The following is a 15,560-nucleotide window of genomic DNA, read 5'->3' on the forward strand; positions in this document are numbered from 1 at the left end:
CGGGCTACCGCTTGTTCTCGGGGCCTGCGAGCTGCCGGGCGATGACCAGCCGCTGGATCTGGTTGGTGCCCTCGACGATCTGGAGGACCTTCGCCTCCCGCATGTACCGCTCCACCGGGAAGTCGGTGGTGTAGCCATAGCCGCCCAGCAGCTGAACGGCGTCCGTGGTGACGCGCATCGCCGCGTCCGTGCAGAAGAGCTTGGCCATCGCCGCTTCACGGGAGAAGGGCCTGCCGGCGTCCCGCAGCCGTGCGGCGCTGAGGTAGAGCGCCCGTCCGGCCTCGATCTGGGTGGCCATGTCGGCGAGCATGAAGCGCAGCCCCTGGAAGTCGGTGAGGGGGCGGCCGAACTGCTCGCGGCGCTGCATGTACGCGAGGGATTCGTCGAGGGCGGCCTGCGCGAGGCCCACGGCGCAGGCGGCGATCCCGAGCCGTCCCGACTCCAGCGCGGACAGCGCGACGGTGAGCCCCTGGCCTTCCTCGCCGAGCCGGCGGGCGTCGCTGACGCGTACCCCGTCGAAGTGGAGCTGCGCGGTTGGTGAACCGTTCATGCCCATCTTGCGCTCGGGGGCGGCGGCGCTGAGGCCCTCCGCGTCCCCCGGCACGAGGAAGGCCGAGATGCCACGGGGGCCCTCTTCTCCCGTGCGGGCGAGGACCGTGTAGAAGTCGGCGACTCCGCCGTGGGTGATCCACGCCTTGGTGCCGTCGAGGACCCAGTCGTCTCCGTCCTGCCGGGCCCGCGTACGAAGGGAGGCGGCGTCCGAGCCCGACGCGGGCTCCGAGAGGCAGTACGCACCGAGCGTTCCGCCGCCGAGCATGGCCGGGAGCAGGTCGGCGCGCTGCTGCTTGCTGCCGAAGACGGCGAGGCCGTGGCAGGCGAGCGTGTGCACGCTCGTGCCCAGTCCGACGGTCAGACGGGCGGCGGCAAGCTCCTCGACGACCTGGAGGTACACCTCGTAGGGCTGGTTCCCGCCGCCGAACTCCTCCGAATACGGGAGGCCGAGGAGCCCGGACCGGGAGAGCAGTGCGAAGACTTCGCGGGGGAAGCGTCCGGAGGCCTCTTCCTCGGCTGCGCGCGGGCGGATCTCACGGTGGACGAGTTCACGTACGAGGGCCAGCAGATCGCGGGCCTCCTGCGTCGGCAGTTGCCGTTCCACCGGCTGCGGTCCGTACTCGGGCATCACGAAGCTCTCCTCCTGTCGGGGGCTGCGGCGACGGACCGGGGTGTGGTGGAACGCCGCCGGCCGGTCCGCTGCTGGAGCCGGGACCGGTGGACCGCTTGCCGCGAGGTGCCGTGCCGGGTTGCGACGTCGGCTGACCAGCGGCTGCGGCGGAAAAAGTATGCCCGATCCGCGGCAGGCCGTCACGGGCGCGCCCGGGCGGAACGCGGGGGTGCGGCGGGATTCGGGGGGTATCCGCCGTCATCGATCTCAGCCGAATTGGTTCACACCATTGACTGACTGGTCTAGTCCTTCTAGATTCCGGCGCGAAGCTTCTCCGCACTTGCCGCTCCGTGCTCCGTTTCCCGTTCCGGCTCCGCCTCCGTGCCGTTCCGCCCGTTCCGTTCCACCGCCGCGGCACGCAGCGGAACCGGCCCGACCTCCGCGAGGGAGAAACATGACAGGCCTCTTCGCACCGACCCGTCGCAGACGCACACGCCCGGTCCGGCGCAGCCTCGGCGGGCTGCTCGCCGGATGCTGCGCGCTCCTCATGGCGGCCACGCTCTCCGCCGGCGGTGCCGGCGCGGCCGCCGCCGCACCGGCACCGTCCTCCCCGGCTGCCGGCCAGGAGGCCCAACACCCCACGGCCGAGGGAACGTTGGTGGGCTACTTCGCCAACTGGGACGTCTACCAGCGGAACTACCACGTCAAGAACATCGACACGTCCGGCTCCGCCGCCGAACTGACCCACATCAACTACGCGTTCGGCAACGTCCAGGGCGGGAAGTGCACCGTGGGCGACGCGTTCGCCGACTACGAGAAGGCCTACACCGCCGAGCAGAGCGTCGACGGCAAGGCCGACGCCTGGGACCAGCCGCTGCGCGGCAACTTCAACCAGCTGCTCAAACTCAAGGCCAAGCACCCGCACTTGAAGGTGCTGTGGTCCTTCGGCGGCTGGACCTGGTCCGGCGGCTTCGCCGAAGCCGCGAAGAACCCCGGGGCGTTCGCCGACTCCTGCCGTCAGCTGCTCGACGATCCGCGCTGGGAAGGGCTGTTCGACGGCATCGACATCGACTGGGAGTACCCCAACGCGTGCGGTCTGACGTGTGACGAGAGCGGGCCGGAAGCCTTCACCGACCTGATGGGCGCGCTGCGCCAGGAGTTCGGCGGCGACAGGCTCGTCACGGCTGCGATCACGGCGGACGCGTCCGACGGCGGCAAGCTGGAGGCCGCCGACTATGCGGGAGCCGCCCAGCACGTCGACTGGTATCTGCCCATGACCTACGACTACTTCGGCGCCTGGGACGCCCAGGGCCCCACCGCCCCGCATTCGCCGCTGACCGCGTACGAGGGCATCCCCAAGGACGGCTTCGACGCCGCCTCGACCGTCGAGAAGCTGACCGGCATGGGCGTGCCCGCCGGGAAGCTCCTGCTCGGGCTCGGCTTCTACGGACGCGGCTGGAGCGGCGTGAGCCAGGCCGAGCCGGGCGGCAGCGCCACCGGTGCGGCGCCCGGGACCTACGAGCAGGGCATCGAGGACTACAAGGTGCTCAAGGACCGCTGCCCGTCGACCGGCACGGTCGCCGGCACCGCGTACGCGCACTGCGGCGACCAGTGGTGGAGCTACGACACCCCGGAGACCGTCGGGAGCAAGACGGACTGGGCCCGGGAGAAGGGGCTCGGCGGCTCCTTCGTATGGGAGCTGAGCGGGGACACGGCGGAAGGAGAGCTGATCAAGGCCGTGCGCTGACCGCGGTGCGGTGGCCGCGGGCCGGCCGCCGCGACTCCTCCGCGCCCGTGCACCCCGCCCCGCGGCGGGGCGCACGGGCGCGTCCACGGACTCGTGGAGAACGGGAGTGTCAGTGGCGGCTGCGAGACTCCCCGGCATGACTGCCGACCAGGAGAGCGCGGCCACAGCGCGTCCGCGGCCGGTCCCGCACGAGGGCGGCGCCGCCCCGGACGGGCCGTCCCGCTGGGCGCTCGCCGAGTGCGCCGGCGGCCGCGTCCTGGTCTGCCCGCTCGACAGGGCCGGCCGGGCGGCCGGCCCCGTGCGCCCGGAGGCTTCGCCGGCCGCGGCCGTACGGTCCGTGCCCGGCGTGGTCCGGTGGGTGTGGCGGTCCTCGGCCTCGCTCTACCCGCGGCTGCTGGACGCCGGTGTGCGCGTCGAGCGGTGCTACGACGTGGAGTCGGCGGAGGCGCTGCTGCTCGGGCACGAAGGACATGCGGGAGCGCCTCGTTCACTGCCTGCCGCGTGGGCCCGGCTGCACGGACGTCCCGTGCCTCCGGACCTTCCGTCCGCTTCGCGGGAGGCGGACCCTGAGCCGTCGCTGTTCGAGGCGGGAGTCCTTCCGCTGCCGGAGGGCGTCGACGCGATGACGGCGCTCCTGGAGGTGTACGCCGGGCAGCAGGAACGTACGTCGGCGGCTGAACACCCCGAACGGATGCGGCTGTTGCTGGCGGGCGAGTCGGCGGGGACGCTGGTCGCGGCCGAGATGGGCCGGGCCGGGGTCCCCTGGCGCGCGGACGTGCACCGCGAACTGCTGGAGGAGTTGCTCGGCGAGCGCTACGGGGGCCGCGGCCTCCCCCGGCGGCTGGCGGAGCTGGAGGAAGAGGTCTCGCGGGCGTTCGGGCCGGGCGTGCGGGTGCGGCCCGACCTGCCCGCCGATGTGCTGCGCGCGTTCGCGCGTGCGGGGGTCGAACTCTCCTCGACCAGGGCGTGGGAGCTGCGCGACGTCGAACACCCCGCGGTGGAGCCGCTGTTGCTCTACAAGAAGCTCTACCGGCTCTACACCGCGCACGGCTGGTCGTGGCTGCGCTCGTGGGTGCGCGACGGGCGTTTCCACGCCGAGTACGTCCCGAGCGGCGCCGCCTCCGGCCGCTGGACGACCAACGGGGGCGGCGCGCTTCAGATCCCGAAAGTGGTGCGGCGGGCGGTGGTCGCCGACCCCGGCCGGCGCCTCGTCGTCGCCGACGCCGACCAGATGGAGCCGCGCGTGCTCGCCGCCGTCTCACGCGATCCTGGGCTCATGGCGGCGGCCGGCAGCAGCCAGGACCTGTACACGACGCTCTCGCGGCACGGCTTCTCCGGGGAGCGCGCCCAGGCCAAACTGGCGCTGCTCGGCGCGGTGTACGGCCAGACCAGCGGGGACGGGCTGAGGAACCTCGCCGCGCTGCGGCGGCGCTTCCCCCGTGCGGTCGCGTACGTCGACGACGCGGCACGCGCGGGCGAGGAGGGCCGGCTGGTGCGCACGTACCTGGGCCGCACCTGCCCTCCGGCCGGATCGGCGGCCGCCGAGGACGGTGCGGGCACGGAGGCGGGAGAGGACGGGGAGGCCGAGTCCCGGCCTCCGGGGGCGGGGACGGCGGCGGCCCGCGCGCGGGGGCGGTTCACGCGGAACTTCGTCGTGCAGGGCAGCGCGGCGGACTGGGCGGTGCTCATGCTGGCCGCACTGCGTCAGGAACTGACCAATTTCGAAGCCGAGTTGGTCTTCTTCCAGCACGACGAGGTGATCGTGCACTGCCCGGCGGCGGAGGCGGAGGAGGTCCGGAAGGCGATCGCGACGGCTGCGGAGCGTGCCGGAAGCGCCGCCTTCGGAGAGACGCCCGTCCGTTTCCCCTTCACCACCGCCGTCGTGGAGTGCTATGCGGACGCGAAGTGAACGCAGCCGCCCGGTTCGTCGGCCTTCGGCGGCGTCTTCGGCCCCTGTGCGGGGTGTGCGTTCACGGCCGGCATGATTGATGTAAGCGTCTCTTGCGCATTAGAGTCATTACATGACCTCACAGGTGCGGCGAGCGGCCCACGACGACATCCCCGAACTCGTACGCCTGCGCGCGCTGTTGTTCGCGGAGCTGGACCAGGACGGCACCGGACACGTGCCCGGGGACGCCGGCTGGCGGGACGCCCTGACGGCGGTGCTGAAGGAGCAGCTGGCAGCCGAGTCCGTGCGGATCCTCGTCGTGGACGGCGAGCGGGGCCTGGCCGCCTGCGGTATCGGAACCGTCCAGCAGCGGCTGCCCGGCCCCCATCTGCCCAACGGCCTGGCGGGGCAGGTGCTGGGCGTCGTGACGGACCCCGCGTACCGGCGACGCGGTCACAGCCGCGCCGTCATGTGCGGCCTGCTCGACTGGTTCCGGGAGTGCGAGACCGGCCGGGTGGATCTGTACGCGTCACGCGACGGCGAACCGCTCTACCGCTCGCTCGGCTTCACCGCGCACCGGGATCCGTCGCTGTGCCTGCGGATGTGAGCGCTTCGCCTCCGGCGTGCGCGCGGCAGGCCCGCCCGGGCCGCGGGAGCAGGACGGGGCCCGTTCCGGCGTCCGCGGTCAGCGCTCCAGCTCGGAGCGCAGCCGGGCGGCGACCGCTTCGGCCTCGGACTCGTCGGCGTAGCGGCCGCGCGGCCAGAAGAAGCCGCGCAGGCCGTCCTTGCGGTTGCGGGGCACGACGTGCACGTGGAAGTGCGGCACGGACTGGCTGACCTTGTTGTTCGCGGCGACGAAGGAGCCCGCCGCCTCCATGCCGGACTCCACGGCACCGGCGATCCGCTGCACCCGTGCGAAGAAGCCGCCCACCGTCTCGGCAGGGAGGTCCGTCAGCGTCTCGTGGTGGCGCCGCGGCACCACGAGTGTGTGCCCCGGGAAGAGGGGCCTGGCATCGAGGAAGGCCACCACGTCCCCGTCCTCGAAGACGCGGTGGGCCGGGCGCCGGCCGTCGGCGATCTCGCAGAAGATGCAGTCCACCCGCCCAGTCAATCAGCCCGGCGGCGGGCAGGACGGTCCGCGCGCACCGGCAGCGCCACAGTGCGCGCGGCACGGCATCCGCGCCGGTGCCCGGGAGCGCCGAGCCGCGCACCCCCTCCCGGAGTCCCTGCCGTCACACGCCCGTGTCGCAGACACCTGCCGTCACACGCCCGCGTCGCAGCACCCTTCCCTGCGCAGTTGCCTGCTGACCTTCCGCCAGTCGAACGTCGCGGGGCCGCTGTCACCGTCCGAGCCCTCACGTGCGGCCGCCTCTCCCCCGCCGGCCGGTTCGGGAAAGGCGTCGAGAAGGGCGGTCTGCTCGAACAGTTCGCCGCCCCGGACCACGGCGGCCGTCCGCACCAGTTCGTCGAAGTCCGTGAAGGGGTCGCCGTCGACGAGGGTGAGGTCGGCCAGCTTGCCCTCCTCGACGGTTCCCAGGTCGTCCTCGGCGCCGAAGACACGCGCGGGCATCACCGTCGCCGTGCGCAGCGCCGCGGCCGGCGACAGGCCTCCCTCGTGGAGTGCGCGCAGCGCGATGTGGAGGTGCAGACCGACGGGCACGAGCGGCTGGTCGGTGCCGAGGGCGATGAGCCCGCCGGCGTCCAGCACCCGCCGGTAGATGTCCGTCTCCCGCCGCAGAGTGGCCAGTTGGGCGTCCGAGGGCGGCTGCGCGGCGAGGTCCTCGACGGCGGCGGTGTCCCACGGAGGCATCATCCGGGTCACCCGCGGGTCGTCCGCGAGCGCCGGGTCCGCGCCCACCAGGGGAATGGCCGCGAAGGGTGTGGCGATGAGGTGGAAGCGGGCGCCGTCGGCGGTGTAGATCTCCTCGACGTCGCCGAACGCCCGTCCCGTCGCGGTGGTCGCGCGGCCGAACTCCAGGCGCTGCGTGGCCTGCAGATGCGTGGTCACGTCCCCGCCCAGCTGCACCCCGGGAGTGCACAGATGGCTGCCCGCGCGCACTCCCAGCCGCTCGTGTGCGAACTGCGCTGCCTGCGCCATGATCCAGCCCGGTGCCCGTACGTAGGTCTTCACGAAGTCCCAGTCGAGACCTTCGGCCCGCTCCAGCGAACGGCGCAGACCCTCCCGGGTGCGGTGCGCGCGTCCCATGCTGTAGGCGACGCGGGGGCCGTCGAGCAGCTCCCCGGTGGCCAGCAGCCGCGGCCCGGCGAGGCTGCCGTGGGCCACCGCCTCGCGGATGCGGGCCTGTTCGTAGGCGAAGCCGCCGAGGGCGACGGCGGTCGTGATGCCGTAGGCGAGCTGCGTGGCGGTCTGCCGCCCGCCGTACGTGCTCTGCCAGGGGTGCGTGTGGGAGTCCCACAGGCCCGGCAGGACGGTGTACTCGGCGGCGTCGATGCGGCGTGCCGCCGCGCGGCCGGCCCGGTGCGGGACCACGGCGCGGACGCGGCCGCCCCGCACCAGGATGTCGACGTCCTCGCGCACGGTCTCTCCCGTGCCGTCCCAGAGCCGCCCGGCGTGGACGACCGTGTCGCGGGCCTGCGGGCGCCGGTGGTGCAGTCGCACCGGGACGGTGCGTGCCTCGCCCGTACGCACGTCGACGCTGCGCAGCCTGCCCGCGGAGAGGTAGAGGACGGTGCGCGAATCCCCCGACCAGGACGGGTGGTCGGCACTCTCGCCGGTCAGGCGCCGGGGTTTCCCGTCGGGTGTGCCGTCGGGGCGTACCGGCAGCAGCCACAGCGCGGACTCGCTGACGAGCGCGAGGTGGCGGCCGTCGGGCGACCAGACGGGGCCGCTGTCGTAGCGGTCGGAGATCGAGGTGTGCGGCGCGACGGGGTACAGCCGGTCGTCCCCGCTGCCGGAGGACACCACGCGGATGAGGTTGTAGCCCTCGCGGAAGCGCTGGTTGAGGCGGTTGCGGTCGCAGAGCGCGATGTGGCGGCCGTCCGGCGCCCAGCTCGGCCTGCCGGGCAGCCCGGCGGCTCCGAGCGGTTCGGCGAGGACCTTCTCGGTCCCGGCGGACAGGTCCCGGACGATCAGGTTGCCCACCATGTCCAGGCAGGCGAGTTTCGTGCCGTCCGGCGAGAGGACGGGGAAGACGCGTCCGCCGCGGGAGAGGAGTTCGTCCTTCCCGGAGCGCAGGTCGCGCCTGTACACGGCGAACAGCCCGTCCCGGTCGTCGGAGTAGACGAGGCCGCGGCCGTCGGGCGTCCAGGTGGGGGCGAGCGGGTAGCGCGTGGCGGTGGCCTGAAGGATCTTGCGGGGCCGTCCGCCGCCCGAAGTCTCCGCGACCCACAGGGCGTTGAGGGCCGCGAAGGCCACCCGGCGACCGTCGGGCGAGAGGGCGGGCAGGTGCAGCGACCGTACGGGGCGGCTGCCTCCTCCGGCGTCGAAGTCGTAGTCCTTGACGCGGTACCGGGGCCGGTCCATGGAGGCCGAGGCGGTGAAGGGGATGCGTTCGGCTTCGCCGGGGTCCTCGGTCCGCACGATGCTGAACTGCCCGTCGACGGTGAGCAGCAGCGCGCCGGAGCCCGCCCAGCGCGGGGGCACGGGCAGCACCTCGCCGCCGGCGTCCAGCGGTTCACCGTCCACGACGAGGGTGCACGATCCCGAGGGAGCCGCGGTGGTGCGCAGGTGGGCGAGGCGTCCCTCCGGGGAGACGGCCGGGGTCATGACCTCCGCTTCGCTCTTCTCCCTGTACTCGGTGCGCACCGCGCTCTCGCCGTCGGCCTGTACGGAGGCGATCGTGCGGGCCTGCAGCACGGGGCCCTCCTCGCCCTCGACCGGGGTCGCCCGTACGAACAGCACCCGCCTGCCGTCCGGGGACCAGGTGGGGTCGAAGTCCTCCCAGGCTCCGTCCTGTTCAGGGCCGTCCTGCCCCGGCAGCCCTGTCAGGCGGGTCAGTTCGCCGGTGCGGACGTCGATCACCCAGATGCGGTAGGGACTTCCGGTGACCGTGTCGCCGCCGCGCTCGGAGGAGAAGGCGATCCGGGTGCCGTCGGGAGACCACGCGGGTCCGCGGTCGTCCCACGGGCCGTCGGTGCGCCGGCGCAGCCCGGAGCCGTCGGGCCTCATGGTCCACAGGTGGAAGCCGCCGCCCTGGTAGGCACAGACGACGAGTTGCCGGCCGTCCGGGGAGAACTGGGGGCGCGTCGGCTCGAGTTCGGGCTCCGTGAGGGGGACGGCGCGGCCGCCGCCCCGCCGGGGCACGGACCACAGGACGTTCTGGACCTCGGCGACGAGCCTGTCCCCGCCCGGCGAGAGCGTGGCGGCCCCGTTGGTCGCCGCTGTGAAGGAGAGCGTGACCCTGGAGGAGGGGGCGGCCGCGGCGGACGCGGGAGCGCCGGGAGCGGCGGCGGCCGCCGTACCGGCTCCGCCCGCCATGACGGCGCCCGTGGCGGCGGCTCCCGCGGTGCCCTGCAGGAAGCGCCGCCGGGAGAGCCTGGCCGTACGGGAAAGGGGGTGCCGCTCTGCGCCGGGCACGGGAACGACCGGTGTCACGGCGTCCGTTCTGGAAGCGGGGGCGGGGTCTGCTGGGGTCATCGGTCCTCCCGGCACCGGTGTAGCGCGGACGCGGTGCGCCGGGCGGGCGCGGAGCCCCGGCGCTGCCGAATCCATCGATCCTCACGGCCCGGACGTCAGCCGGTCAACAAGGCAACGCCCGTGCGGGAACGGGGCGTTGCGCGGCCGGCGGGCCGACCTGCGCAACGCGAGCGACCCGTTCCCGTACGCGAACGTGCCTCGTCCCACGGGCGGCCGCGACCTCAGCGGCTTCGGTCCTCCGCTCCGGGCGTCAGGCCCAGGTAGGCGCAGAGCTTGCGGGCCGCCGGGCCGGCCGCGTCCCCGGCGGGCAGGGCGACCGAGACCTTCCATGACGGCGCCGGACCGCCCGTCAGCCGCACCGCGCGCAGTCCGGACGCCGGGGGCTTGTGGGCGAAGTGCCGCGGGACGACGGCCACGCCGAGCCCCTGCTCCACCAGTTCGATCATGCTGTGGACGTCGTTGACCTCCAGCGCCACCTGCCGCTCCAGCCCTGCGGCCGCGAACGCCCTTTCCGTCAACTGACGTATCCCCCAGTCGAGTTGGAAGTCGACGAGGGCTTCGCCCTTGAGGTCCGCCCATCGCGCCCGCGCGCCGGACGCCAGTGCGTGCCCCGGATGGCAGAGCAGGATCAGCGGCTCCTCGGTCAGCGGGAGCAGCCGTACCCCCTGCGGGGGCGGCTCGCACAGGGCCACGAACGCCAGGTCGAGCCGCCCGGCGGCGACTGCCTCCGCGAGCTGGACCGAACCCGTCTGCCGCAGCCGGATCTCCACCCCTGGGTGCTCCTTCCGGAAGCGCGCCAGCAGCTCGGGCACGTGCACCCCGGCGATGCACTGCTCGGTACCCACACTGAGGGTGCCCCGCAGCAGCCCCTGCACTGCGGCGACGGCTTCCCTGGCGGCCCGGACGCCCGCGAGCGTCCGGGTGGCCTCGCCCAGCAGGGCCCGGCCCGCTTCGGTCAACTCGACGCTGCGCGTGGTGCGTACGAAGAGCTTCGCCCCCAGTTCGCGCTCCAGTGCCCGCACGGAGGCGGAGAGGCCCGACTGGGAGACCATCAGCAGCTCGGCGGCCCGGGTGAAGTGCCGCTCCTCCGCGACGGTGACGAAGTACTCGAGGTGCCGTAGTTCCACGATTGAGAAGCCTACTCGCTGAATTCGTTCACTTTCTTCTATTGGACGGATGGCAGCGGGCACGTGAGGCTTGAGGAGTCCACTGCCGCCACGTGAGGAGCGCACGCATGCAGACCACCCGACTCGGAGCGACCGGCCCGACTGTCTCCCGCGTGGCGTACGGCACCTGGCAGCTGGGCGGCGAATGGGGCTCCTTCGACGAGGACGCCGCGAAGCGCGCCGTCCGGCACGCCCGCGAGCTGGGCGTCAACTTCTTCGACACGGCCCAGGCCTACGGCTTCGGCGCCTCGGAGCGGCTGCTCGGCGAGGCGCTGCGCGAGGACCTGGCCCGGGACCGGGAGAGCGTCGTGATCGCCACCAAGGGCGGCATCCGCCCCCTGCCGACGTCCGGTGTGGTCCGCGACGCCTCGCCCGCCTTCCTCCGCGAGGGCGTCGAGCAGAGCCTGCGGGCGCTGGGCGTGGAGACGATCGACCTGTACCAGGTCCACTGGCCCGACCCCGAGGTTCCCGCCGCGGAGACCGCGGGCGCGCTGCAGGAGATGGCCGACGAGGGCAAGCTGCGCCACGTCGGAGTGTCCAACTACGACGTCGCGCAGATGGAGGAGTTCTCCGCCGTGCGGCCTGTGGAGACGCTCCAGCCGCCTTACCACCTCTTCCGCAGGGGCATCGAGGACGGGATCCTCCCGTACGCCAAGGAGCACGGCATCGGCGTACTCGCCTACAGCCCGCTCGCCAGCGGACTGCTGACCGGGCGTTTCGACGAGACCACGCGCTTCGAGGAGAGCGACTGGCGCAGCCGGGCGACGGCCTTCACCGGCGAGGCGCTGCGCCGGAACGTGGCCGTGGTGCGCCGGCTCGCTGCTTTCGCGGAGGCGCGCGGCCACACCGTCAGCCAGATCGCGATCGCATGGGTCCTCGCCCGTGCGGACGTGGCGCTGGTGGGCGCGCGCAGCAGCGCCAACATCGAGGCGAGCGCGGCTGCCGCCGACATCGCGCTGAGCGGTGAGGAGCTGGCGGAGATCGAGCGCATCGCCGCCGACGGCGTGCAGGTCGAGGGCGCCAGCCCCGAAGGAATCGCCTGAGCGGCAGACCCCTGCCGCAGGGCTCCCGGGCACGCGCACCGGAACGCAGACGAACCCGACAGGACACCGGAACATCCGAGGAGAATCGACCTTGTACCGAGCACACGAAGGCCGCTACGACGCCATGCCCTACCGCCGCACCGGGCGCAGCGGCCTGCGTCTGCCCGCGATATCGCTGGGCCTGTGGCACAACTTCGGTACCGACCGGCCGCTGGAGCGCCAACGCGCCATCGTGCGCCGGGCGTTCGACCTGGGGGTCACCCACTTCGACCTCGCCAACAACTACGGTCCGCCGCCCGGCGCCGCCGAGACCGCGTTCGGCCGCATCTTCCACGAGGATCTGCGGCCCTACCGCGACGAGATCCTCGTCTCCACGAAGGCGGGGCACCTGATGTGGCCCGGACCGTACGGGGAATGGGGTTCGCGCAAGAGCCTGCTGGCCTCCCTGGACCAGAGCCTGGGGCGTCTGGGCCTCGACCATGTCGACGTCTTCTACTCGCACCGGCCGGACCCCGACACCCCGCTCGAGGAGACGATGGGGGCCCTCCACACGGCCGTGCAGCAGGGCAAGGCCCTCTACGCCGGCATCTCCAACTACACGGCGGAGCAGACGCGGCAGGCCGCACGGATCCTGCGGGAGCTGGGTACGCCGCTGCTCATCCACCAGCCGCGGTACTCGATGCTGGACCGCAGGCCCGAGGAGGAGCTGCTGGGGACGCTCGACGACGTCGGCGCGGGCTCGATCGTCTACTCCCCGCTCGCCCAGGGCCTGCTCACCGGGCGCTACCTCGACGGGGTGCCGGCCGACTCCCGGGCCGCGGGGTCGAGCCCCTTCCTCAGCACGGGCCAGATCACCGAGGAGACGGTCTCCGGGCTCCGGGAGCTGAACGGCCTGGCGCGGGAGCGCGGGCAGAGCCTGGCCCAGATGGCGCTGGCGTGGGTGCTGCGCGGCGGACGGGTCACCTCGGCGCTGGTCGGTGCGAGCAGCCCGGAGCAGCTCGCGGACAGCGTGGCGGCCACGGAGCGGCTCGACTTCACCGACGCCGAACTGGCCCGTATCGACGGCTTGCTGGAGCGGCTGCCCGCCCTCACCTGACCGTCCGCGCCGGCGTGTCCGGTACCGGAGAGCCCCGGTACCGGGCACGCCGGCCGTGCAAGCGGCCTGCGCCTCAGTTGAGCGTGTCCGGGTCGGGGCCGACGCGCTCCCCCGTCTCCATCCCGCCGATCGCGGCCATGTCCTCGCCGTCGAGCTCGAAGCCGAAGACGTCGAGGTTCTCGCGCATGCGGGCAGGCGTGACGGACTTGGGGATGACGACGTCGCCGAGCTGCAGGTGCCACCGCAGGACGACCTGCGCCGGAGTCCGGCCGTGCTTGCGGGCGACGCCGGTCACGGCGTCGTCGTCGAGGACCCCGTTGTTCCTGCCCAGCGGCGACCACGCCTCCGTGGCGATGCCGGCGTCGGCGTGGAAGGTGCGCAACTGCTCCTGCTGCAGCTTCGGATGGAGTTCGATCTGGTTGACGGCGGGCACCACGTCGGTCTCCGCGATGAGCCTGCGCAAGTGCGGCGTATGGAAGTTGGAGACACCGACGGCCTTCGCACGGCCGAGTTCGTAGATCTTCTCCAGCGCCCGCCAGGTCTCGACGTACAGATCCCGGGCGGGCAGGGGCCAGTGGATGAGGTAGAGATCCACGTATTCGAGGCCGAGCTTGGCCAGCGACACCTCGAAAGCGTGCCGGGCGGCGTCGTAACCCTGGTCGGTGTTCCACAGCTTCGTCGTCACGAAGAGCTCTTCGCGCGGGATGCCGGAGGCGGCGATGGCGCGGCCGGTGCCCTCCTCGTTGCGGTAGAGGGAAGCGGTGTCGATGCTGCGGTACCCCAGCTCCAGCGCGGTGGACACCACGCCCTGGGTCTCGTCCTCGGGCACCTGGTACACGCCGAAGCCCAACTGAGGCATGGACGAACCGTTGTTGAGGGTGACAGCGGGAACTGTGCTCACGTCTTGGCTTCCTCGGTCTCTCGGGATGGCTTCCGGTGCTGGTCCCTCGGTCGCCCCCTGCTCAAACCTCACCGGCACGCCCCGGCGGGGGCCGTACCGGCGGTCGGGTGAACCCCGCTGTGTTACTCCCAGGTATCGTCCAGTCGGCCGGGATCCCGGCGTCCACGACCAGAGGAGCCGAGCCGATGCGCATCGCTGGATCCACCGTCCTGCTCACCGGGGTCACCGGCGGCATAGGGCGCACCATCGCACACCACCTCGCGGACGCCGGTGCGACGTTGATACTGACGGGGCGACGCGCGGAGGTGCTGGAGCCGCTCGCGGACGAGCTGGGCGCCCGCGGCGTCGTCGCGGACCTGGCCGACCCCGGGCAGGTCACCCGGCTCGCGGAGGAGGCGTCCGGCGCCGACATCCTGGTCGCGAACGCGGCGCTCCCCGCCAGCGGCGACCTTCTCGACTACACGCCCGGGCAGATCGACCGCTCCCTCGACGTGAACCTGCGCGCGCCGGTCATGCTGGCGCGTCTGCTGGCCCCGCACATGGTGGAGAGGGGCCGCGGTCATCTCGCGTTCGTCGGCTCGATGTCGGGCAAGGCGGCCACGCCCGCCGCGTCCCTCTACTCGGCGTCCAAGTTCGGGCTGCGGGGCTTCGCACTGGGCTTCCGGCAGGATCTGCACGGGACCGGGGTCGGCGTCTCCGTCGTCCAGCCGGGCTTCGTACGCGACGCGGGCATGTTCGCCGCCACCGGAGCCGAGCCTCCCGGCGGGCTGGGGACCGTGACGCCGGAGCAGGTGGCCGCAGGGCTCGTCCGGGCTGTGGAGCGGGATCTGTGCGAGGTCAACGTCGCTCCGCTGAAGCTGCGGCTGGGCGCGGCGATCGCCGGTCAGTTCCCCTCCTTCGCGGCGAGGATCCAGCGCCGCAGCAACTCGCAGGACACCATCCGCCGGATCGTCGAGGCGCAGCGCGCCTCCCGCTGAACGCCCCTGGGCCGCCGGCCTGCCACCGCGCTGGCCCAGGGCCTCCCCCGGGCCAGCCGTCCGCCTAACGGTCCGACGGGCCGAGCACGTACTGCGCGAGGGTCTCCAGGACGCGCTCGTCGTCGGCCTGCGGACGCATCGACCGCGGTTCGCCCCGGTAGGTGTCGAACAGGACGTGGGAGGCGCCGAGTTCGGCCAGCTCGTCCAGGTCGCGCCTGACCTGGTCGAGGGTGCCCTGCCCGGCGAGCCTGGTCTCCTCGGGGAGCGGCGCGTCGGTCAGCAGCAGCGGCAGCCGGGGCGCGAACTGCGGTACGGGACGACCCGCTTCGTCCGCGAGGCGGCGGAGCGCCGGAAGCGCTTCGTCGCGGAACCAGGCGATGCGCTGGTTGAGGGGGTGCCACGCGTCGCCGTACTTCACGGCGCGGCGCAGGGCGGCCTTGCTGCCTCCGCCGATCCACACGGGAGGGGTGCGCACCGGAAGCGGGCCGGTCGACACGTCGTCGAAGGAGACGAACTCCCCGTGGTGGGAGATCTTCTCGTGCCGCCAGGCGCGGGTGACGACGTCCAGGTATTCGTCCGTGACGGCTCCGCGCCGCCCGAACGGCACGCCCAGCGCCGCGTATTCCGTCTCGCTCCAGCTCACGCCGACGCCGAGGATGAAGCGCCCGCCGCTGAAGTTGTCGATGTTCGCGACCGCCCTCGCCGTCAGCAGCGGGTGCCGGAAGGGCAACACCGTGACGGTGGTGCCGAGTTCGATCCTCTCGGTGCTTCCGGCCAGCCAGGCGAGGGTGGTGAAGGGGTCGTAGAAGGGTGCCTCGTACTGCTGCGCCACCTGCTCGGTGACGGCGACGTGGTCGGAGATCATGGCGAAGTCGAAGCCGCGCTGCTCCGCGTACCGCGCCCACCGCAGCAGGCTCGAAGGGCCGGTTCCGCGGCCGAAGTTGAGGATGTTGACCCCGTAGCGCACCCAGTGTCTCCGATCT

12 protein-coding genes are annotated in these 15,560 nt (G+C 72.9%); 6 read left to right on the top strand and 6 right to left on the bottom strand.

Annotated features, from left to right (window positions below; translation table 11 throughout):
* Window positions 1-4 precede the first annotated feature (4 nt).
* The gene (locus H181DRAFT_RS00730) at window positions 5-1,180 is read right to left on the bottom strand and encodes an acyl-CoA dehydrogenase family protein (protein WP_045862168.1); all 1,176 of its coding nucleotides are present in this window, start codon (window positions 1,178-1,180) and stop codon (window positions 5-7) included.
* A 436-nt stretch (window positions 1,181-1,616) separates the two neighbouring features.
* Here H181DRAFT_RS00730 and H181DRAFT_RS00735 point away from each other — a divergent pair, with 436 nt between their 5' ends.
* From H181DRAFT_RS00735 to H181DRAFT_RS00745, 3 genes are all read left to right on the top strand, one after another.
* Window positions 1,617-2,909: a glycoside hydrolase family 18 protein gene (locus tag H181DRAFT_RS00735; protein ID WP_078895395.1), complete on the top strand. Its 1,293-nt coding sequence runs from the start codon at window positions 1,617-1,619 to the stop codon at window positions 2,907-2,909.
* Between the two features lie 136 nt (window positions 2,910-3,045).
* The gene (locus H181DRAFT_RS00740; protein ID WP_074467655.1) at window positions 3,046-4,818 is read left to right on the top strand and encodes a bifunctional 3'-5' exonuclease/DNA polymerase; all 1,773 of its coding nucleotides are present in this window, start codon (window positions 3,046-3,048) and stop codon (window positions 4,816-4,818) included.
* A gap of 112 nt (window positions 4,819-4,930) precedes the next feature.
* Entirely contained in the window at window positions 4,931-5,404 is a 474-nt protein-coding gene (locus tag H181DRAFT_RS00745; RefSeq protein WP_045862169.1) for a GNAT family N-acetyltransferase, read from the top strand.
* 78 nt (window positions 5,405-5,482) lie between these two features.
* Here H181DRAFT_RS00745 and H181DRAFT_RS00750 read toward each other — a convergent pair whose 3' ends face one another.
* The 3 genes from H181DRAFT_RS00750 to H181DRAFT_RS00760 all read right to left on the bottom strand — a co-directional run bounded on the left by H181DRAFT_RS00750 (window position 5,483) and on the right by H181DRAFT_RS00760 (window position 10,521).
* Complete coding sequence (locus H181DRAFT_RS00750; RefSeq protein WP_045862170.1) at window positions 5,483-5,896, bottom strand: HIT family protein; 414 nt, start codon at window positions 5,894-5,896, stop codon at window positions 5,483-5,485.
* A gap of 162 nt (window positions 5,897-6,058) precedes the next feature.
* Entirely contained in the window at window positions 6,059-9,394 is a 3,336-nt protein-coding gene (locus H181DRAFT_RS00755; RefSeq protein WP_078895396.1) for an amidohydrolase family protein, read from the bottom strand.
* 221 nt (window positions 9,395-9,615) lie between these two features.
* Window positions 9,616-10,521 (bottom strand): LysR family transcriptional regulator, encoded by a 906-nt coding sequence (locus tag H181DRAFT_RS00760; RefSeq protein WP_045862171.1) that lies wholly within the window; start codon window positions 10,519-10,521, stop codon window positions 9,616-9,618.
* 107 nt (window positions 10,522-10,628) lie between these two features.
* Between H181DRAFT_RS00760 and H181DRAFT_RS00765 the strand changes: the two genes are divergently transcribed.
* Window positions 10,629-11,603, top strand: a complete 975-nt coding sequence (locus H181DRAFT_RS00765; RefSeq protein WP_045862172.1) for an aldo/keto reductase — start codon at window positions 10,629-10,631, stop codon at window positions 11,601-11,603.
* Window positions 11,604-11,694: 91 nt separating this feature from the next.
* Entirely contained in the window at window positions 11,695-12,699 is a 1,005-nt protein-coding gene (locus H181DRAFT_RS00770) for an aldo/keto reductase (RefSeq protein WP_045862173.1), read from the top strand.
* A gap of 73 nt (window positions 12,700-12,772) precedes the next feature.
* Here H181DRAFT_RS00770 and H181DRAFT_RS00775 read toward each other — a convergent pair whose 3' ends face one another.
* Window positions 12,773-13,600 (bottom strand): aldo/keto reductase, encoded by an 828-nt coding sequence (locus H181DRAFT_RS00775; RefSeq protein WP_045862174.1) that lies wholly within the window; start codon window positions 13,598-13,600, stop codon window positions 12,773-12,775.
* Between the two features lie 185 nt (window positions 13,601-13,785).
* Between H181DRAFT_RS00775 and H181DRAFT_RS00780 the strand changes: the two genes are divergently transcribed.
* Window positions 13,786-14,577 (top strand): SDR family NAD(P)-dependent oxidoreductase, encoded by a 792-nt coding sequence (locus H181DRAFT_RS00780; protein WP_045862175.1) that lies wholly within the window; start codon window positions 13,786-13,788, stop codon window positions 14,575-14,577.
* Window positions 14,578-14,641: 64 nt separating this feature from the next.
* Here H181DRAFT_RS00780 and H181DRAFT_RS00785 read toward each other — a convergent pair whose 3' ends face one another.
* Window positions 14,642-15,544: a TIGR03619 family F420-dependent LLM class oxidoreductase gene (locus H181DRAFT_RS00785; protein WP_045862176.1), complete on the bottom strand. Its 903-nt coding sequence runs from the start codon at window positions 15,542-15,544 to the stop codon at window positions 14,642-14,644.
* Window positions 15,545-15,560 lie beyond the last annotated feature (16 nt).

The sequence above is a fragment of the Streptomyces sp. WMMB 714 genome (genome assembly GCF_900090125.1).
Taxonomy (GTDB): domain Bacteria; phylum Actinomycetota; class Actinomycetes; order Streptomycetales; family Streptomycetaceae; genus Streptomyces; species Streptomyces daqingensis.